At 69.6% G+C, this 19,254-nt stretch carries 20 protein-coding genes and 1 tRNA gene; 8 read left to right on the forward strand and 13 right to left on the reverse strand.

The genetic code is table 11. The annotated features are described in order from the left end of the window. Positions 1-6: 6 nt before the first annotated feature. Together pth and GON06_RS02930 are read right to left on the reverse strand one after the other, a co-directional pair. Positions 7-588, reverse strand: coding sequence for an aminoacyl-tRNA hydrolase (gene pth, locus GON06_RS02925; RefSeq protein ID WP_157310794.1), 582 nt, complete (start codon positions 586-588; stop codon positions 7-9). Between the two features lie 89 nt (positions 589-677). After that, positions 678-1,295, reverse strand: coding sequence for a 50S ribosomal protein L25/general stress protein Ctc (locus GON06_RS02930; RefSeq protein WP_157310795.1), 618 nt, complete (start codon positions 1,293-1,295; stop codon positions 678-680). Between the two features lie 234 nt (positions 1,296-1,529). Between GON06_RS02930 and GON06_RS18940 the strand changes: the two genes are divergently transcribed. Both GON06_RS18940 and gndA read left to right on the forward strand, forming a co-directional pair. Then, complete coding sequence (locus GON06_RS18940) at positions 1,530-1,655, forward strand: hypothetical protein (RefSeq protein WP_269778420.1); 126 nt, start codon at positions 1,530-1,532, stop codon at positions 1,653-1,655. Positions 1,656-1,734: 79 nt separating this feature from the next. Continuing rightward, positions 1,735-3,183: an NADP-dependent phosphogluconate dehydrogenase gene (gndA, locus tag GON06_RS02935; RefSeq protein WP_332837114.1), complete on the forward strand. Its 1,449-nt coding sequence runs from the start codon at positions 1,735-1,737 to the stop codon at positions 3,181-3,183. 57 nt (positions 3,184-3,240) lie between these two features. Here the strand turns inward: gndA and GON06_RS02940 are convergent, their stop codons facing one another. Next, positions 3,241-4,464, reverse strand: coding sequence for an FAD-binding oxidoreductase (locus tag GON06_RS02940; RefSeq protein ID WP_157310796.1), 1,224 nt, complete (start codon positions 4,462-4,464; stop codon positions 3,241-3,243). A gap of 150 nt (positions 4,465-4,614) precedes the next feature. Here GON06_RS02940 and GON06_RS02945 point away from each other — a divergent pair, with 150 nt between their 5' ends. After that, positions 4,615-5,343 (forward strand): response regulator transcription factor, encoded by a 729-nt coding sequence (locus GON06_RS02945; RefSeq protein ID WP_157310797.1) that lies wholly within the window; start codon positions 4,615-4,617, stop codon positions 5,341-5,343. 64 nt (positions 5,344-5,407) lie between these two features. Beyond that, on the forward strand, positions 5,408-6,847 hold the full coding sequence (locus GON06_RS02950; protein WP_157310911.1) for an ATP-binding protein: 1,440 nt from the start codon (positions 5,408-5,410) through the stop codon (positions 6,845-6,847). An 88-nt stretch (positions 6,848-6,935) separates the two neighbouring features. Here the strand turns inward: GON06_RS02950 and GON06_RS02955 are convergent, their stop codons facing one another. From GON06_RS02955 to GON06_RS02980, 6 genes are all read right to left on the reverse strand, one after another. Then, positions 6,936-8,486, reverse strand: a complete 1,551-nt coding sequence (locus GON06_RS02955; RefSeq protein ID WP_332837116.1) for an FAD-dependent oxidoreductase — start codon at positions 8,484-8,486, stop codon at positions 6,936-6,938. A gap of 4 nt (positions 8,487-8,490) precedes the next feature. Further along, positions 8,491-9,354, reverse strand: coding sequence for an FAD:protein FMN transferase (locus GON06_RS02960; protein WP_157310798.1), 864 nt, complete (start codon positions 9,352-9,354; stop codon positions 8,491-8,493). A gap of 78 nt (positions 9,355-9,432) precedes the next feature. Then, on the reverse strand, positions 9,433-9,846 hold the full coding sequence (locus tag GON06_RS02965) for an FMN-binding protein (protein WP_157310799.1): 414 nt from the start codon (positions 9,844-9,846) through the stop codon (positions 9,433-9,435). Between the two features lie 63 nt (positions 9,847-9,909). After that, positions 9,910-10,944, reverse strand: coding sequence for a ribose-phosphate diphosphokinase (locus GON06_RS02970; protein ID WP_157310800.1), 1,035 nt, complete (start codon positions 10,942-10,944; stop codon positions 9,910-9,912). A 10-nt stretch (positions 10,945-10,954) separates the two neighbouring features. Then, positions 10,955-12,385, reverse strand: coding sequence for a bifunctional UDP-N-acetylglucosamine diphosphorylase/glucosamine-1-phosphate N-acetyltransferase GlmU (gene glmU, locus GON06_RS02975; protein ID WP_157310801.1), 1,431 nt, complete (start codon positions 12,383-12,385; stop codon positions 10,955-10,957). Between the two features lies 1 nt (position 12,386). Further along, positions 12,387-12,458 (reverse strand) — tRNA-Gln (locus GON06_RS02980). 112 nt (positions 12,459-12,570) lie between these two features. Here GON06_RS02980 and GON06_RS02985 point away from each other — a divergent pair. From GON06_RS02985 to GON06_RS03000, 4 genes are read left to right on the forward strand one after another with little or no spacing between them, the layout of a single operon-like run. Continuing rightward, positions 12,571-13,080, forward strand: a complete 510-nt coding sequence (locus GON06_RS02985; RefSeq protein ID WP_157310802.1) for a GNAT family N-acetyltransferase — start codon at positions 12,571-12,573, stop codon at positions 13,078-13,080. A 7-nt stretch (positions 13,081-13,087) separates the two neighbouring features. Beyond that, entirely contained in the window at positions 13,088-13,597 is a 510-nt protein-coding gene (locus tag GON06_RS02990; protein WP_157310803.1) for a MarR family winged helix-turn-helix transcriptional regulator, read from the forward strand. Between the two features lie 38 nt (positions 13,598-13,635). Then, entirely contained in the window at positions 13,636-14,385 is a 750-nt protein-coding gene (locus GON06_RS02995; protein ID WP_157310804.1) for an SDR family oxidoreductase, read from the forward strand. Between the two features lie 5 nt (positions 14,386-14,390). Further along, a complete protein-coding gene (locus GON06_RS03000; protein WP_198346585.1) occupies positions 14,391-15,323 on the forward strand; it encodes a pseudouridine synthase in 933 nt (310 codons plus the stop codon). A 6-nt stretch (positions 15,324-15,329) separates the two neighbouring features. Here the strand turns inward: GON06_RS03000 and GON06_RS03005 are convergent, their stop codons facing one another. The 4 genes from GON06_RS03005 to GON06_RS03020 form a co-directional block, all read right to left on the reverse strand. Then, positions 15,330-16,511 (reverse strand): MarP family serine protease, encoded by a 1,182-nt coding sequence (locus tag GON06_RS03005; protein ID WP_157310806.1) that lies wholly within the window; start codon positions 16,509-16,511, stop codon positions 15,330-15,332. Positions 16,512-16,558: 47 nt separating this feature from the next. Next, entirely contained in the window at positions 16,559-17,218 is a 660-nt protein-coding gene (locus GON06_RS03010) for a methionine ABC transporter permease (RefSeq protein ID WP_157310807.1), read from the reverse strand. Continuing rightward, positions 17,218-18,258 carry a methionine ABC transporter ATP-binding protein gene (locus GON06_RS03015; protein WP_157310808.1) on the reverse strand — a complete coding sequence of 347 codons (1,041 nt, stop codon included), beginning with the start codon at positions 18,256-18,258 and terminating at the stop codon, positions 17,218-17,220. The genes GON06_RS03010 and GON06_RS03015 overlap by 1 nt, the downstream gene beginning before the upstream one ends. Before the next feature lie 76 nt (positions 18,259-18,334). Then, complete coding sequence (locus tag GON06_RS03020; RefSeq protein ID WP_157310809.1) at positions 18,335-19,249, reverse strand: MetQ/NlpA family ABC transporter substrate-binding protein; 915 nt, start codon at positions 19,247-19,249, stop codon at positions 18,335-18,337. Positions 19,250-19,254: the final 5 nt, after the last annotated feature.

The raw sequence follows: 19,254 nt of genomic DNA on the forward strand, positions 1-19,254 counted from the left end.
CCGTGCTCAGCGCGGGGCGTGGTGCTTCTGCTGTGCGGCGGTCAGGCCGTCCGAGACGAGCAGTTCGACGGCATCCGCAGCATCCGAGATGTGGATCGGGAGCGTCTTGCGCTCGGTCGTGCCGAATGGCGCGAGCACCCAGTCCGCAGGATCCTGTCGTCCTGGTGGACGGCCGATGCCGACACGGACGCGCGGGAACTCGGGGGTTCCCAGTGCCTTGGCGATGTCGCGGACGCCGTTGTGCCCGCCGTGCCCGCCGCCGGTCTTGAGCTTGAGAGTGTCGAACGGGATGTCGAGTTCGTCGTGCACGACGATGACGTGCTCCGGTTCGACCGAGTAGAACTTCGCCAGGCCGGCGGCCGGGCCACCCGACACGTTCATGAACGAGTTGAGCTTGGCGAGGACGAGCTTGTCCCCTCCCGGGCGCAGCCAGGTCTCCACGACCCGCGCACCGGCCTTGTGCTCGCGGAATCGCTCGCCGCGGCGCGCGGCAAGCTCGTCGACGACCATCTGCCCGATGTTGTGCCTGGTCGCCTCGTAGCGCGGCCCGGGGTTGCCGAGGCCGATCACCAGCCAGGTGGATGCCATGGTCGTCCTCTCTCAGCAGACGGAGTCTGGAATACGCCGGAGGGGACGCGAAGCTGTGCTCGCGTCCCCTCCGTCGAAGTGAATGCGGATCACTCCGCGGCGGCCTCCTCGGCCGGAGCAGCCTCTGCCTCGGCAGCAGCCTCGGCCTCGTTCTCCTCGGCGACCTCAGCAGCCGGGACGGAGATGCCGACGAGCAGCAGCTCGGCGTCGCCGACCAGCGCGGCGCCCTTGGGCAGGGTGACGTCACCGGCGGTGATGTGCGCGCCCTCCTGCAGGCCCTCGACGCTGACCTCGACGTGCTCGGGGATGTGGGTCGCCTCGACCTCGAGGGTGATGGTCGCGACGTCGACGGTCACGATGGTGCCCGAGAACGACTCGCCGGTGACGACGATCGGCACCTCGACGGTGACCTTCTCGCCCTTCTTCACGACCAGCAGGTCGATGTGCTCGATGATCTGGTGCACCGGGTCCTTCTGCACGTCCTTGACCAGGGCGAGCTGGCTCTTGCCCTCGATGTCGAGGTCGAGCACCGCGTTCGCGCGGCGGACGATCAGGCCGACCTGGTGACCGGGCAGCGCGACGTGCACGGGCTCGGTGCCGTGGCCGTAGATGACGGCGGGGATCTTGCCGGCGGCGCGGAGGCGGCGGGCGAAGCCCTTGCCGAAGCTCGAGCGGAGCTCGGCGTGGACCGTGTTCTCTTCGGACATGAGGTTCTCCTTCAAAACACACGGCGTCCGCCGCGCGATGGTCTGGTGGTCGTTCTCTCGGCACAGACACGGGAAAGCGAAACCCACCCGGCCGGCACGACCGCAGAGCTCACATCGCCACGTCGATAACGGATGCCGCGCACACGCAAGGCATCCCTCGCCGAGGAACTCCTCCATCGTACCCGAAGACCCGATACGCTGGAAACACACGTCCCGCTGAACGGAGCCCTTCGCATGTTCGACGCCGCCTTCTGGTCCCACGCGATCGCCTGGCTGATCGGCCTGATGGCCGTCGGCGCCACCGTCGTGACCTTCGGTGCACTGTTCTCGCTCGGCCGCTCGGGCTACCGCAAGGACTGACGTCGTCACACGTCGGAATGACGTGCGGCCGCGGCGATATCCTTGAGGTCTCCCTTCCGCGATATCGAGGAGCGCACACGTGCCCGAAGCCGCAGCCAACATCGGAGTCGTCGGACTCGCCGTCATGGGGTCCAATCTGGCCCGCAACCTCGCAAGCCGCGAGGGCAACACGGTGGCGGTCCTGAACCGCTCCCGCACCAAGACCGACGAACTCGTCGCCGCGCACCCCGAGGCCGGGTTCATCCCCGCGTTCTCGTACGAGGAGTTCGCCGCGAGCCTGCAGAAGCCGCGCACCGCGATCATCATGGTCAAGGCCGGTGGTCCGACCGACGCCGTCATCGACGAGCTGGTCAAGGTGTTCGAGCCGGGCGACATCATCGTCGACGGCGGCAACGCCTTCTTCCCCGACACGATCCGCCGCGAGAAGGCGGTCCGCGAGACCGGTATCAACTACGTCGGCGCCGGGATCTCCGGCGGCGAGGAGGGCGCGCTCAACGGCCCGTCGATCATGCCCGGTGGCTCGGACGAGTCCTGGGTCACGCTCGGCCCGATCCTGAAGTCCATCGCTGCGGTCGCCGAGGGCGAGCCGTGCGTCACGCACATCGGCCACGACGGCGCCGGCCACTTCGTGAAGATGGTGCACAACGGCATCGAGTACGCCGACATGCAGCTGATCGCCGAGGCCTACGACCTGATCCGCCGCGGCACAGGCAAGTCCCCCGCCGAGATCGCCGAGATCTTCGCCGAGTGGAACAAGGGCGAGCTGGAGTCCTACCTGATCGAGATCACCGCAGAGGTCCTCCGTCAGGTGGATGCCGCCACCGGGAAGCCGCTTGTCGATGTGATCCTCGACCAGGCCGGCGCCAAGGGCACCGGCGCCTGGACCGTGCAGACCGCGCTCTCGCTCGGCACGCCGGTCTCGGGCATCGCCGAGGCCACCTTCGCCCGGTCCCTCTCCAGCCACCCCGAGCAGCGCGCCGTCGCCGGCGCCCTTCCCGGCCCGGACGAGACCTTCGCCGTCGCCGACGTCGACGCTTTCATCGAGGACGTCCGCCTGGCGCTGTATGCGTCGAAGATCGTCGCCTACTCCCAGGGATTCGACGAGATCCGCGCCGGCGCCGCCGAGTACGACTGGACCATCGACCTCGGTGCCGTGTCGAAGATCTGGCGCGCAGGCTGCATCATCCGTGCCCAGTTCCTGAACCGTATCGCGGACGCCTACGCCGCTGAGCCCGGTCTGCCGGTGCTGATGACCGCCCCGTACTTCTCCGAGGCGATCACCCGCGCCCAGGCCGCGTGGCGCCGCGTCGTCGTGGCCGCCGCACAGGCGGGCATCCCCGCTCCGGCGTTCTCGTCGTCGCTGTCGTACTACGACGGCATCCGCGCAGACCGCCTGCCGGCCGCCCTGGTGCAGGGTCAGCGCGACTTCTTCGGCGCGCACACCTACAAGCGCATCGACAAGCCGGGCACCTTCCACACGCTGTGGTCGGGCGACCGCACCGAGATCGAGGCCGAGGACACGCACTGATCCCACGGCTGTCGAGGACGGGCCCGGATGCTGCGCATCCGGGCCCGTCCCGTCTGTTCAGACGATGTTGTGGTTGCGGCGGAACACGTTCTGCGGATCCCACTGCGCCTTCACCGCGCGCAGGCGCGCGTAGGCCTCGTCGCCGAACATGCCCGGCACGGCCTCCGGCCGCTCGGTGGCGGCGAAGTTGCCGTATTCGGCGAGTCGCCCCTGCCCGATCAGGCTCCAGTCCTGCTCGATGGCCGCCCGCGCCTCGTCGTCGACGAGACCGGGGATGTCGAACCCGCCCGCCATCACGAACCACGTCGCGTGACGTGCCGGGAACGGAGTGCTCTCCTGCGGAACCTCGCCATAGGCGCCGCCCAGCGATCGCAGGAACACCACGGACACCGGATGGGCGGCGCGGAACGCGACCAGACGGTCGATCAGGTCGTCGTCGAGTTCGGCGTACAGCCCGTTGCCCCCGATGAAGCCCGGCGGCTGCTGATCGGGGTCCTCCGGCTGCGGCGGCTCCATGAGGATGTCGCGGTAGGCCGGTGTGGTGACCGTGCCCTGTACGCCGTCGGTGTCGCCGATCGGCGCCAGCACCTCATGCATGGCGCTCTCGTCCGCCCCGGCCCAGACCGCAGTCAGGCGAGCTCCGGCCGGCGCACTCGGATCCATCGGCGGCACGTCCATGTAGGTGACGGTCAGCTCGTGCGGCGCATCGCGCAGCACGTCACGCATCCGACGCAGCAGCGTCGCCGGATCGCCGCCCGAGTACTCTCCGTGCACGATCGCCGGCAGCCGGTGCGCAGCGAAATCGAATCGCGTGACGATGCCGAAGTTGCCACCGCCCCCGCGCAGCGCCCAGAAGAGATCGGGATGCTCGGTCGCAGAGGCCTCGACCACCGTCCCGTCTGCGGTCACCACCTGTGCGCCGACCAACTGGTCGACGGCGAGACCCCAGAGCCGCGTCATCCATCCGATGCCGCCGCCCAGGGTCAGACCCCCGACGCCGACGGACGCCGTGTCGCCGGAGCTGATCGCCAATCCCTCTTCCGCCAGGCGCGCGGCGACCGCTCCCCACGTCGCCCCTCCCCCGACGCGGACCGTCGTCCCGTCGACCTCGATGTCGTCGATCGCCGACAACTCGATGCGCATCCCCTCATCGGGGATGTGCGACCACGGTCCGTGGCCGCCGCCCACGACCGTGATCCTGCGTTCCTCCCGCCGCGCCCGGCCGACCGCCTCGACGACGTCGGCGACGGAGCGGGCGCTGATGATCAGCTGTTCTGTCATCCCTCAGACGATAGGCGCGACCACCGACATCCGGAACAGGGAGTTCTGATCCCGGACGATCGATCGGATCGCCTGGACGATCGATCTGCTCACAGCCGTCGCATAGCTGAACCTATGGATTCTCGATGACTCCAGTATGACAATGGGGACATGTCGAACGAACACCCCGAGCTGCGCCGTCCCGACGGCTCCCCGCTGCGCATCCTGGCCGTCGACGACGAGCCGATGCTGACCGACCTCCTCGCGATGGCACTGCGGATGGAGGGCTGGGAGGTCCGGACGGCCGCGAGCGGTCTGGAGGCGCTGCAGGTGGCGCGGGACTTCGAGCCGGACGCGCTCGTGCTCGACGTCATGATGCCCGACCTCGACGGCATGGGCGTGCTGCGCCGGCTGCGCGAGTCCGGCAACCTCGTGCCCGTGGTGTTCCTGACCGCCAAGGACGCCGTGGAGGATCGCATCTCCGGCCTCACCGCCGGCGGCGACGACTACGTCACCAAGCCGTTCAGCCTGGAAGAGGTGATCGCGCGTCTGCGCGCCGTCATCCGTCGCGCCGGCCAGGTGCGCACCGACGACGAGCAGGCCATCCTGCGCGTCGCCGACCTCTCGCTGAACGAGGACAGCCACGAGGTGTTCCGCGGCGACGACGAGATCGAGCTGACCGCCACCGAGTTCGAGCTGCTCCGCTACCTGATGCGCAACGAGCGCCGGGTGCTGTCGAAGGCGCAGATCCTGGACCGCGTGTGGAGCTACGACTTCGGCGGCAAGTCCTCGGTGGTCGAGCTGTACATCTCGTATCTGCGCAAGAAGATCGACGCCGGTCGCACCCCTCTGCTGCACACCGTGCGCGGCGTCGGCTACATGATCAAGGCGCCGCAGTGATCCGCGGCGCAGCTGTGAGGCAGTACCCGTGTCGCGCCGTCCGCTGACCCTGCAGGCGCGGCTGATGGCCGCGGTGATCGGCTTCGTGTCGCTCATCCTCGCCATCGTCGCGATCATCACGAGCGTCACGCTCGGGACGACGATGAACGACCAGCTGAACAGCCAGCTGCGCTCCACGGCCGTGGACACGACGCGGTTCGTCACCGAGGCCGAACTGCTCTCCTCCCATCCGGACGATCTCACCGCGCAGCAGGTGCTGCAGGGCAAGACGTTCCAAGGCGGCGCGGGCCTGCTTCTCGCCATCGCCCCGACGAACGGGGCGCCGTCGGGCGTGATCCTCACCCCTCCGTCGACTCTGAAGGCGCTGAGCGCGGGCGACCTGTTCGAGATCCAGAACGCGCTGCGGAACACCAACGCGGCCACGGTCTCACTGCCCGACTACGGTTCGTACTCACTGATCGTCACGCGCACGCCCGACGGTTCTACCGTCGTCACCGGACTCTCCCGCGCCGGCATCCAGTCCACGATGGCGCAGCTGTTCACCGTGATCGCCCTGGCCACACTGGGCGGCCTGATCCTGCTCGCGCTCACCACCGCGGTCACGATCAGCGTCGGCCTTCGGCCGCTGCGCGCGGTGGTCGCCACCGCGACCCGCGTCGCGAACCAGCCGCTGGACCGCGGAGAGGTGTCGATCACCGAACGCGTCGCGGATGAGGAGGCCGACCCCCGCACCGAGACCGGCCTCGTCGGCGCCGCCCTGAACACGCTCCTCGACCACGTCGACACCTCTCTCGCGGCCCGGCAGCAGAACGAGGAGCGGATGCGCCGATTCGTCGCCGATGCGAGCCATGAGCTCCGCACACCGCTGGCCTCGATCCGGGGATACTCCGAGCTCTCCCTGCGCGACAAGGAGCTGCCCGAGACCGCGCACACCGCTCTGGAGCGCATCCAGGCGCAGTCCCTGCGGATGACGCGGCTGGTCGAGGACCTGCTGCTGCTCGCGCGCCTGGACGAGGGCCGCGAACTGGCGCACGCCCCGGTCGACCTCACGATGCTCGCGGTCGAAGAGCTGACGGATGCCCGGCCGACGGCATCCGATCACGTCTGGGAGCTGGACGTACCAGAGGAGCCGATCATGATCGACGGCGACGCCGGGCGCCTGCACCAGGTGGTCGGAAACCTGCTCGCCAACGCCCGCACGCACACGCCGGCCGGCACGACGATCACGCTGAGCGTCGCGGCGACGACGGACGGTGCCGAGCTGCGCGTGCACGACGACGGCCCCGGGATCGATCCGAAGGTGCGCGAGGAGCTGTTCGCGCGCTTCGCACGAGGCGACGTCTCCCGTGCACGCCAGACAGGCGGCACCGGCCTCGGCCTCGCGATCGCGAAGGCGATCGTCGAGGGCCATGGCGGCACCATCAGCGTCGAGAGCGTCCCCGGTGACACGACATTCCTCGTGCGCCTCCCCGTGGCCTCCGTCCAGACTTCCCCTACAGCTTGAGACTCGTGCGAGGGCGAGCCGTCTCGTGCCCGAAAGGAAGTCTCGAGGAACCGGCGACGGGTCAGACGGGTCAGACGGGTCGGACGGGTCAGTACCCGGCGAACGCGTCGGTCGTCAGGGACCGCGCCTTCTGCAGCGCGGGAGCGAGGTCGGCGATGAGGCGGGGCGGACCCGAGATGAACGCGTGCCGTGCCGGCAGATCGGGGACGACCTGCTCCAGGCCGTCGGCGTCCAGACGCACGCCCCGCGCCCAGGTCCAGTGCGCGGGCAGGTCCTGCGGCCGGTCGCGGGTGAAGACGACGACCGGAGCACCGGTCTCGGCCAGCTCGTCGCGGAAGGCCAGCTCCGCGGCATCCGATGCGACGTAGATCAGCACCACGTCGCGTGCCGCACCCGTGCCACGCAGCTCGCGCAATTGAGAGACGAACGGCGTGACACCGATGCCGGCGGCGACCATCAGCACCGGCGACGCGCCGCGCGGCAGCACGAAGTCTCCCCAGGTTCCCGTGACGGCGAGCACCGCTCCGGGCTGCGCCTCCGCGAGCGCGCGCTTGTAGCTGGACGGATGCTGCTGATCGCCGTTCTTGTAGGCGATCCGCAGCGTCGGCAGATCCGAGGGCGCGGACAGGATGCTGAACTCGCGGCGCGTGCCCCTGGCATCCGGCCGGTGATGCGGCACGTCGAGCTCGAGGTACTGCCCTGCGAGAAACCGCAGCCGGCTCTTCGTGCGGAACGTGAGCTCCTGCACGGTCGGGGTGACGAACTCGCGCTTCTCGAGCACCAGGCGCACCGAGCCGCGCAGCGCGAACGCGAAGGCCAGCAGGTTGCCGAGCAGCAGCGCACGTTCCTGTCCGAGTGTGAACAGCGCGCCGACCGGGATCGGCCAGCCCACCAGTGCGCCGACGAGAGCGGCGACCCAGAACTGCTGCCAGCGCCGCGGCGGCAGCGTCAGTGGCTCGGACAGCATGAACGCGCCAAGGAACAGGATCGGCGACTGCAGCAGCGCCATGCTGATCGCGTCTCCCACGGCGAAGTCCAGTCCCGCGGCGGTCAGCTGTACGGCCTGCCGCACCACCGAGACGCCGACGGCGACCACGGCGAACAGCGCCACGACGCGCACTTTCTCGGTGCGCCACAGTACGAGCAGTCCGAGCACGGCGACGGGCACGGCCATCGCCGGAGTTCCGACCCACCACGACGCGGTGGTGCCGAGGCCGAAGATCGACACGACGGCCGCGCCGAAGGCGGCGGGGTTCAGGATGTGCCGTCCACGCCAGGCGATGAGGTACTTCGACAGGCTGGCCAGCGCGCCGGCGAGCGCGACCCCTCCGACCCCGGGCAGAGTCAGCTGGGGCTGCAGCACGAACAGCAGAATGAAGGCGGTGACCAGCGAAGACTCGATGCGCCACGGCAGTCGCAGGATCCGCTGCGCCGCAGCATCCACCGCCGAGATCACGACGGCGAGGACAACATAGGTCGCGAGCAGCTCAGTGGCGGACGGCCCGATCTGGCCGAACAGCGAGAGCCCAAGCGCGATGACCCCGAGCCCGATCAGCGCGAACAGCACGAATCGGTACATCGAGATCGCGGCGAGCACGGCGAGGACGCGCTGGCGGAACGCGGTGAGTGAGCTGATCACACCCCTACTCTCCCATCCCGGCCAGGAAGAGCTCCCCGAGGAATCCCGGCGAAGCCTGCATCCGGCCGTCGGTTGCCATGCGCACCCACGGGATGCCGCGGGCGTCGGCGAATGCCGGACCTCCGTCGAAGAACAAGGCGGTCGTCGCGGCGTCGGCGAGCATCGCATCGGGCGCGAGCGCCCACGTCGCCGCCCATCGTCGCACCGGCAGACCGGTGCGCGCGTCGAGCACGTGGTGCAGGCCGTCGCCCCAGGCCCGGCGGTTGGTCGCAGAGGCGCACAATGCCCGGTCGCGCACCTCGACGACACCGACAGCGCGAGACGTATCGTAGGGATGCTCCAGCGCGACCCGGATGCTCCCGCCCCGCACCGCGAGGTCTCCGCCTGCGTCGACGACGACACGGCCATCGACCCGGACCAGCTCCGCGAGCACGAGGTCGACCAGGCGTCCCTTGCCGAGCGCGCCGACGTCGATCACGGCGGGGACCTCGAGCGACAGCGCGGCATCCGTCCATTGCAACGCGCGCGTCCAGTCCTCCGGCGCCGGACGCGCGGCGGAGGGCACCAGCGAGTACGACGCGTCGTAGCCGAGCGCCACGAGGCTCGCGCCCGTGAGCGGGTTCACGGCGCCCGCAGTGGCGTCCGAGAGCTCCCGATACAGGCCCAGCATCGCCGCAGCATCCGCCGGAGCCGGGACCCGCCCGCCGGCGGCGATCCGCGACACGACGGAGTCTGCACGGAATCGCGACCACTCGGCGTCGAACCGGTCGATCACCGCCGAGACCGCGACACGCTCCTGCGCACCGAGCCGTTCCTCGGTCTCGACCTCCCAGACCGTGCCTATCGCGTCGAACCGCCAGGTCTCCATCGCTCCGGTCTCACTCCCTGCGGGTGCTCGGCGCCCCGGACCCGCATCGAGTGAGACCGGAGCAGGGGGAAGCTGCGGCTACTCGGACGCCTGCTCTTTGATCTTCTCGATCGCCTGGTTGAACCCGCCGCTGGTCAGCGACGAGCCGGCGACGCGGTCGACCTGCAGCTCGTCGATGCTCTTGCCGTCGACCACCGCGGCGATGCCGTCGATGAACTGCCCCTGATACTGCTCGGTCTCGCGCGCCTGCGGGTCGCCGGTCACCTCGACGTCGCTGACGATCCCGTCCTTCAGCGTGAGCGTCACGGAGACCTGCTCGACGGTCTCCGGGGTCTGGTAGGAGCCCTCGGCCGTATACGTGCCGTCTTTGTAGTCGGCACCGGCCGCGGCCCCGCCGTCCTCGGCATCGGCGGCGCCGGAGCAGCCGGCCAGCAGGAGCGCGCCGGCGACCCCGACGAGGGCGGTACCGGTGCGGATCGCGTGAGAAGTCATGCGACCAGCATCCGATGCCCGGCTATGAGAGAGCCGTAGGGAACCCGCGAGAGGGGTAAAGGCTCAGGCCTCGCCGTTGAACATGCTCGTGACCGAGCCGTCCTCGAAGACCTGCTTGATCGCGGTCGCCAGCAGCGGCGCGATCGGCAGGATCGTGAGGCCGGGGAACCGGCGCGACTCGGACAGCGGGATCGTGTCGGTGACGACGACCTCGTCGATCGCGGTGTCCTGCAGTCGATCGGATGCCGGGTCGCTGAAGATCGCGTGGGTCGCGGCGACGATCACCTTGCGGGCGCCGTTGGCCTTGAGCGCCTGCGCGGCCTTGACGATCGTGCCGCCGGTGTCGATCATGTCGTCGACCAGCAGGCAGGTGCGGCCGTCGACGGCGCCGACGATCTCGTGAACGGAGACCTGGTTGGCGACCTTCGGGTCGCGGCGCTTGTGAATGATCGCCAGCGGCGCGTCGAGGCTGTCGGACCAGGTGTCCGCGACGCGCACGCGGCCCATGTCGGGCGAGACGATCGTGAGCGTCTCGCGGTCCTCGGCGGTGAGGGTCTCTTCGAAGTGACGCAGCAGCACGGGCTTGGCGAACAGGTGGTCGACGGGGCCGTCGAAGAAGCCCTGGATCTGCGCGGCGTGCAGGTCGACGCTCATCACGCGGTCGGCACCGGCGGTCTTCAGCAGGTCGGCGACGAGGCGGGCGCTGATCGGCTCGCGGCCGCGGCCCTTCTTGTCCTGACGGGAGTACGGGTAGTACGGGGCGACGACGGTGATGCGCTTGGCCGACGCGCGCTTTGCCGCGTCGAGCATGATCAGCGTCTCCATCAGCCACTCGTTCACCGGCTCGCCGAACGACTGCACGATGAACAGGTCGCAGCCGCGGATGGAGACCTCGAACCGGGCGTAGATCTCGCCAGACGCGAACGTGCGGTGCTCGACCGGCGCGATCTCGGTGCCGAGGGCTCCCGCGACCTGGCGCGTCAGCTCGGGGACCGATCGCCCGCCCGCGACGACGAGTCGCTTCTTGGTCTTGGCGATCAGACCCGGCGCGACGCCGTTCTCGCGGTCCAGCTCGATCGTCTTCTTCTTGCGCCCCATCGGGATCCGCCTATTCCGCCGATTCGGCCCGTGCCGCAGCGTCCGCCGCGGCCGTGCCCGCCCTGTTCTTCTCGACCCACCCCTCGATGTTGCGCTGAGGGGCGACGCTCATGGCCAGTGCACCAGCCGGCACGTCCTTGCGGACGACGGCTCCGGCCCCGGTCTTCGCTCCAGCACCAAGCCTAACGGGCGCGACGAGCACCGTGTGCGAGCCGGTGTGCACCTCGTCGCCGATCTCGGTGCGGTGCTTGTTCACATCGTCGTAGTTGGCGGTGATCGTACTGGCGCCGAGGTTGACCCCGCGGCCGATCGTGGCATCGCCGACGTAGGACAGGTGCGGCACCTTGGAGCCCTCGCCGATCTGCGCGTTCTTCGTCTCGACGTAGGCGCCGATCTTGCCGCCCTCGCCGAGCACGGTGCCCGCACGCAGGTAGGAGAACGGGCCGACGGTGGCCCGCGCGCCGATCACCGCGAGGGTCGCGTCGGTGCGCTTGACCACCGCGTCCTCGCCGACCTCGCAGTCGACGAGCGTCGTGTCGGGGCCGATGATCGCTCCGGAGTCCACCTTCGTGGCGCGCAGCAGCTGCGTGTTCGGCAGGATCGTCACGTCGGGCGCGAGCACCGCGTCGTCGTCGATCCAGGTGGTCTCCGGGTCGACGACGGTGACGCCCTCGCGCTGCCAGCGGCGGATGATGCGCTGCCGCAGCACCTTGCCCGCCTCGGCGAGCTGGATGCGATCGTTGATGCCGAAGGTGGAGGCGGCGTCCGCGGCGATCTCGGCGGCCACCGGCTCGGATGCCTCGCGCAGCAGCCCGATCACGTCGGTGAGGTACAGCTCGCCCTGGGCGTTGTCCTGCGTGATCCTTGCCAGGTGCGTGCGCAGCTGCGGAGCGCGGAACACGTAGACGCCGGCGTTGATCTCATGCACGGCCGCCTCTGCGGCATCCGCGTCCTTCTGCTCGACGATGCGCTGCACGCCACCCGCGGTGTCGCGGATGATGCGGCCGTAGCCGGTCGGGTCGTCGAGGACGGCGCTCAGCAGAGTAGCGGCGGCGGATGCCGCGCGGTGGCCGTCGATGAGGGCGCGCAGCGTGTCTGCCTCGAGCAGGGGAACATCGCCGGAGAGCACGAGCACGTCGCCGTCGAAGTCGGCGGGCAGCGCGTCCAGCGCGACCTGCACGGCACGTCCTGTTCCCGGGATCTCGTCCTGGTCGACGATCACGGCTCCGGGGTACTGCGCCGAGAGCGCCGACACGACCTGGTCGCGCTCGTGCCGCACGACGACCTCGACGTACGAGGCGTCCAGCGCCGCGGCCTGGGTGAGCACGTGTCCGACCAGCGGGCGACCGCCGATCTCGTGCAGCACCTTGGGCCGCTTGGACTTCATGCGGGTGCCCTGTCCCGCAGCGAGGACGACGATGGCGAGATTGTTCTGCGTCATGCTCCGCCGCCAGGACTCGAACCTGAACCTCACAGCTCCAAAGGCTGTCGTGCTGCCATTACACCACGGCGGACCGCGGCCGACCGGAGCGGGCCGCCCGTCAAGTCTGCCATGCGTCGCTGCGCGTGACGGGCGCGGAACCCACCCGCAACGTCACCGTAACGGGCGTGGGCCACCGTGGAACCATGATGATCCGAATCACCCGTGTGCACGCGCCGACCCCCGCTCTGGAGCGCTTCCTCGCTGATCATCTGCGCGACCTGGCGCCGACCGCGCCTGCGGAGAGCAGACACGCGCTGGCCGGGTCCCAGCTGTTCTCGTCGACAGTCCGCCTGTTCTCCGCGACCGTGGCCGACGAACTCGTCGGCACCGGGGCTCTGATCCCGCTGGAACCCGGCCACGAGGAGCTCAAGTCGATGCGCACGGCTCCCCTTGCCCGGGGCCGCGGTGTGGGAACGACGATGCTCCGCGCGCTGATCGACGATGCACGTGCGCGTGGCGTGCAGCGGCTGTCGCTGGAGACCGGCGCGAGCGACTACTTCTGGTCCGCGCATCGGCTCTACGCGAAGGCCGGCTTCGACGAGTGCGAACCCTTCGGCTCGTACGCCGACGATCCTCACAGCCTGTTCTTCACGATGCGGCTCTCAGCCGCACCCCGCGCCGGGGAACCGCCGGCCCTCGACCTGCCGCGATAATGGACGGATGAGCATCGGCGAGCAGCGGGCGAGCGACGAGGTCGACCGGATCGTCGCGGCGTGGACGACACAGCGTCCCGATCTCGACTTCTCGCCGCTCGAGGTGCTGTCGCGCGTGGACCGCCTCTCCCGGCACCTCGATCGCGCCCGGCGCGACGTGTTCCACCGCAGCGACCTGGAGTCGTGGGAGTGGGATGTGCTCTCGGCGCTGCGCCGTGCCGGCGCGCCGTTCCAGCTCTCGCCGAAGCAGCTGTTGCAGCAGACCCTGGTCTCCAGCGGCACCATGACGAACAGGATCGACCGGCTCGTCGGCCGTCGTCTGGTGCGCCGCGAGGCCGACCCGGGTGACGGCCGTAGTGTGCTCGTGACCCTCACCGACGACGGCAGGGTGCGGGTGGACGCCGCGATCACCCGACTCGTCGACGCAGAAGCGACCTTGCTGGCGGCGCTCCCCCGCGCCGAACGCGAACGACTGGCCGGGCTGCTGCGCAAGCTGAGCCTGAGCTTCGACGTCTGAACGGGCGCCGGAGAGACGACGGACGGAGACAGGGAATCATGCGCATCGCGGTGGCCGGCGGGACCGGACGAATCGGACGACTGGTGGTTGCGCTGCTCGCACAGAGCGGCCATGAGGCGGTCTCACTGAGCCGGGGCGAGGGCGTCGATCTGCTGAGCGGCGCCGGTCTGGCGCAGCGGCTCACCGGCGTCGAGGCGCTCATCGACGCCTCGAACCCCGCAGCCGCCGACGCTGCCGACGCCGAGCGCGTCTACACGGCGGCGTCGGAGAACCAGCTCGTCGCAGAGCTCGCGGCGGGTGTCGGGCACCACGTCGCGCTGTCGATCGCCGCCATCGACGCCGTCCGGGGCGGACCGCACTACTTCGGCAAGCGGGCGCAGGAGCGCACCGTCCGCGCCGGCGCCGTCCCCCACACGATCGTGCGCGCGACGCAGTTCCACGATTTCCCCGCGATGATCGCCGAGCGCGCGGTGTCCGGCGGCGAGGCCGTCGTTCCGCCGCTGCTGCTGCAGCCGATCGCTCCCGCCGATGTGGCATCCGTCCTCGTCGAGGCGGCTCTCGGAGCGCCGGAGCCAGCCGGGGTCGTCGTCGCCGGTCCCCGCACCGAGGATGCGGTGGACATGGCGCGGCGCACCTTCGCGGCCCGCGGTGCGGATCGTGCGATCCGCGCGTCCTGGGCCGGCGCCGCGCTCGGACTGGAGTTCTCCGGCGAGGTGCTGCTGCCGCCCGCCGGTGCGCGGATCGCGCCGACGTCGTTCGACGCCTGGCTCGCCGCGGGCGCGCGCTGATGGCGATGGCTTCACCGCTCCCGGTGCGCGACGGGGTGGGTGCCACCAGGCTCCATGTGCCGCTGGAGGGGCCCTGGGGCACGGTCTCGCAGTACATGGCGGAGCGGTTCTCGCACCTCGACCCGGAGCGGCTGCTGCGGCGGTTCGATCGCGGTGAGATCGTCGCGTTCGACGGATCCTCGCTCGCACGCGACACTCCCCTGGGCGCCGAGGAGTTCGTCTGGTACTACCGGGAGCCTCCCCAGGAGCGCGACATCCCGTTCGAGGTCGAGATCCTGCACCAGGACCGCGACCTCGTCGTCGTCGACAAGCCGCACTTCCTGCCGACGACCCCCGGTGGCAAGTACCTGCAGAACTCCGCACTCGTGCGCCTGCGCAATCTGCTGGGAAACCCCGATCTCACGCCGATCCACCGGCTCGACCGCGCCACCGCCGGCCTGCTGATGTTCTCGACGCGCCCCGAGACCCGGGGCGCCTATCAGCTGCTCTTCGAGAAGCGGACGGTCGAGAAGGTCTACGAGGCAGTCTCTGCGCTGCCGACGGACTGGGATGCCGCAGAGCCGGCGCTCGCCGGCATCCGCTTCCCGATCGTGCACCGCAACCACATCGAGAAGCTGCGTGCGCACGTGTGCGTGCGGGTGGATCCGGATCGCGAGCCGAACTCCGAGACGCTGATCGAGCTGATCGACTTCGACGACCGCGTCGTGCACACGCTGCTGCGCCCGCACAGCGGCAAGATGCACCAGCTGCGCGTGCATCTGTCCGCCCTCGGGGCCGGCATTCTGAACGACGGGTTCTACCCCGATCTGCTGCCGGAGGCGCCCGACGACTTCGCCAGGCCGCTGCAGCTTCTGGCGCGCGAGCTGCGGTTCGTGGACCCGCTCAGCGGGGCGCCGCGCGAGTTCGTCACGCGCAGGACGCTGCAGGAGCGTCCGTAGCGGTTCTCAGGTGCGGCAGCTGCCGGTGGACACCGCGCGCGCCGCGGGATCGAGGCGGGCGAGCACGGGAAGCAGCTCCGCGTTCGTCATCGCGTAGCCGACCTGGGGCTGCACCTCGTCGCGGGCGAAGACGACCCCCGCGACGGCGCCGCTCTGGGTGAGCAGCGGACCGCCGGAGTTCCCGGGCTGCACGTCGGCCTGCAGCGTGTACACCGATCGCTCCGCGGTGCTCGTGCCGTAGATATCGTCGATCAGCAGCGCGCCCGCGCGGATGACACCGGCGGGGACGGTGCGGAACGGGCCTCCGTGCGGGTAGCCCTGCACCACGCCGCCGTCGCCGGCCTGCAGCGTGTCCGCCAGCGGCAGCGGGTCGGCGCGCACATCGGCTGCGACCACGGCGAGGTCGTCCACGGGATCGAAGTACACCACGCGCCCGTCCCGCGCGGGCTCCCCCGGCAGCTCGACGATCGGCGCGTCGACGCCGGCGACGACGTGCGCGTTCGTGACGATCAGGTCGTCGGCGACGACGAATCCGGAACCGCTGGAGACCACACCGCACGCCGGCGCCATGCCGGAGACCTTGGCCACCGATCGCGCGGCCGCCGCGAGCGCGGGGTCGTCGGTGTCGATCTCGCCGGGATCCGGGGCGTTCGCCAGGTCGCTCTCGTCGAGGAGACCGTCGATCGTGGGCAGGGTCGTGTCGCCGAGCACGGCGGAGTGCAGCCGCGCCATCGCCTCGGCGACCGGCGGCGGAGTACTGTCCTGGATCGTCCGGAGGACAGTGGAGGAGGCTACCGAGGCCGAGACGACCGGGATGCCCGCTGCGGCGATGCCCGCCCCGGTGAGGGTGAGCGCGAGCGCCGCGGTGACGACCGCGAGTACGCCGCCGAGCAGGCGCTCGATGCCGCGCAGCTTGAGCTTGTCGGCGCCGTGCCCGAACAGGCTGCCGATCCCGGCGCCGATGCTCGCCCCGATCGCGAGGAGCAGGATCGCACTCCCGACGACGGAGAACCCGTGCCACTCGCTCGTCGCCGTCAGCCCGGACACCCACGGCAGCACCCAGGGTGCGGCGAGACCGCCCGCGATGAGGCCGCAGAGCATCCCGAGTACGGCGAACAGGCCGGCGCGGATGCCGCTCAGGAGCGCGACGATCAGCAGCACGACGGCGATGACGTCGACCACGTTCATGTCACAGCACGCTACGCGACGCGGCTATGTGAACCCCGAGGGACCGCTCAGCGCCGCATGACCTTGCGGGCCAGTTTCGTGCCGAGCAGCTGCACCAGATGCACGAACACGACGATGAGGATGATCGCCGCCCACATCACGATCGGCTCGAAGCGCCGGAAGCCGTAGGTCAGGGCGAACGCGCCGAGCCCGCCACCGCCTACTGCCCCGGCCATCGCGGTCATGTCGATCAGCGCGACGACGACGAACGTGTAGCCGAGGATCAGTGGCCCGAGCGATTCGGGGATCACGACCGTGAACAGGATGCGCCACGGCCCCGCGCCCATTGCGCGCGCCGCCTCGATCACACCAGGTGACACCGAGACGAGATGCTGCTCCACGATCCGTCCGATGGCGAACGACGCCGCGAGACCGATCGCGAAGGCTCCGGCCGTGGTGCCGATGCCGACGCCGACGATGGCCCTGGTGAGCGGCTGTGCGACCGCGATGAAGATCAGGAACGGAATGGGCCTGAAGAAGTTCACGAACAACTCGAGGATGAAATTGATCACCCGGTTCGGCAGCAGGCCGCCACGACGGGTGAGGTACAGGGCGATGCCGATGAAAGTCCCCAGCACGCCCGCCATGATGAGGGCGAAGGTCGCCATGTAGAGCGTCTCGAGGGCCGCCTGCCAGAGTTCGGGCCACAGCTCGTTGAGCCTGTCCATCAGCGCACCTCGCCTTCGAGCTCGGTGACCTGCGCATGGGCGCCGATCGTCTGCAGAGCCGCGTCCACCGCGGCATCCGCTCCTCTGATCGCGAGCGTGAGATGCCCGAACGCGCGACCGCGGATGTCGTTGATGCCGCCGTAGACCAGCTCGAAGCCGAGCCCGGCATTCGCGAGGTCGAGGAAGACCTGCGCCTGCGAGGAATCACCGTCCCGGAACGAGAACGTCACCAGACGTCCTTCGTGCCGTTCGCGCAGCGATGCCGCCTCGGCCGGCGACGGGATGCCCTTGATGACGGTGCCGACGAAGCGCTGGGAAGCCGGGTTCTGCGGGTTCGAGAACACATCGAACACATCGCCCTGCTCGATGACGCGGCCGCCCTCCATGACGGCGACCTTGGTCGCGATGGTCTGGATGACGTCCATCTCGTGCGTGATGACGACGATCGTGACGCCCTGCTCCTCGTTCACGCGCTTGAGCAGCTCAAGGACCTCATGGGTGGTCTGCGGGTCGAGCGCGCTGGTCGCCTCGTCGGCGAGCAGGATGTCCGGGCCGGTGGCGAGCGCGCGGGCGATGCCGACGCGCTGCTTCTGACCTCCGGAGAGCTGCTCCGGGTAGGCCTTGGCCTTGTCGGAGAGCCCGACGAAGGCGAGGAGCTCGGTGACGCGGGCGTCGATCTCGGACTTCTTCCAGCCGGCCAGCCTCAGCGGATAGGCGATGTTGGCCTTGACGTTCTTCGAGGAGAACAGGTTGAACTGCTGGAAGATCATCCCGATGCCGCTGCGCACGCGGCGCAGCTCGCGCTCGGAGAGGCGCGTGATGTCAGTGCCGTCGATGGTGATCGACCCGGACGACGCCGGTTCGAGGGCGTTGATGAGGCGCACGAGCGTCGACTTGCCAGCTCCGGAGTAGCCGATGATGCCGAAGACGTCGCCCTTCTCGATGTCGAGTGTCACGTCATCGACCGCTGTGACGGCGGCGCTGTTCTTGTCGGCGGGCGGATACGTCTTCGTGACGTCGGACAGGGTCACGATGGCCATTGTCGGGGGTTCTTCCTGTGAACGGCGGAATCGGGCGGCGCGAAGGCGCACCGCCCGATTGTCTCGCAGTCTTCGATCAGTCGCTTTCCTTGGCAGCCTCGGTGTCCTTCTGGACCTTCTTCAGCGCGTCCTCGAGGTCGGCGACAGGAGTCTTCAGCGCCACGGCGGTGTCGCCGGATGCCTCCTGCAGGCCCTTCTGCACGCCGGGGTCGTTCTGGAAGATGTCGACGAGCTTGAGGTAGGTCTTGTTGTCCTTGTCCTCGGCACGTGCCGCGAAGATGTTGACGTACGGGAGCGCGTTCGGATCCGTGGGGTCGTCCTGTGCGATCGCGTCGGAGAACTTCAGACCTGCCTGATCGACGAAGTCGTTGTTGATGATCGCGGCGGCGACATCGGGCAGCGACTGCGGGATGAGCGCGGCCTCGAGCGCCGTGACCTCGACCTTGGACTTGTCCTTGTCGATGTCGGCAAGGTCGGAGAACGTGGTGCCTCCGCTCTTCAGCTCGATGAGGCCGGCGGACTGCAGCACGAGGAGGGCGCGAGCCTGGTTCGAGGCGTCATCCGGAACGGCGACGGTCTCGCCCTTCTGGATGTCCTTCACGTCGTCGTACTTCGAGGAGTACAGCGCAAGCGGGTAGATCGCCGTCGCGCCGATCGGCACGAGGTCCTTGCCCGAGGAGACGTTGTAGTCGGCCAGGTAGACGATGTGCTGGAACTGGTTCAGGTCGAGCTCGCCCTCGGCGAGAGCGGGGTTGGGCTGCTCGTAAGAGGCGAAGTCGACCAGCTCGACAGTGATGCCCTCCTTCTTCGCGGCTTCGACGAATGCCGGCCACTGGGCGGTGCTCTTGTCGACGACGCCGACCTTGACCACCTTGTCGGCGGAATCCGACGAGCCGTCGGCGGCGGGCTTTGAGGCGCAGCCGGCGAGGCTGACGACGAGTGCGGTGGCTGCCGCGGCAGCGGCGATGACGGACGTGATGCGTCGAGACATGGTGG

This window comes from Microbacterium sp. MAH-37, assembly GCF_009758255.1.
GTDB lineage: Bacteria > Actinomycetota > Actinomycetes > Actinomycetales > Microbacteriaceae > Microbacterium.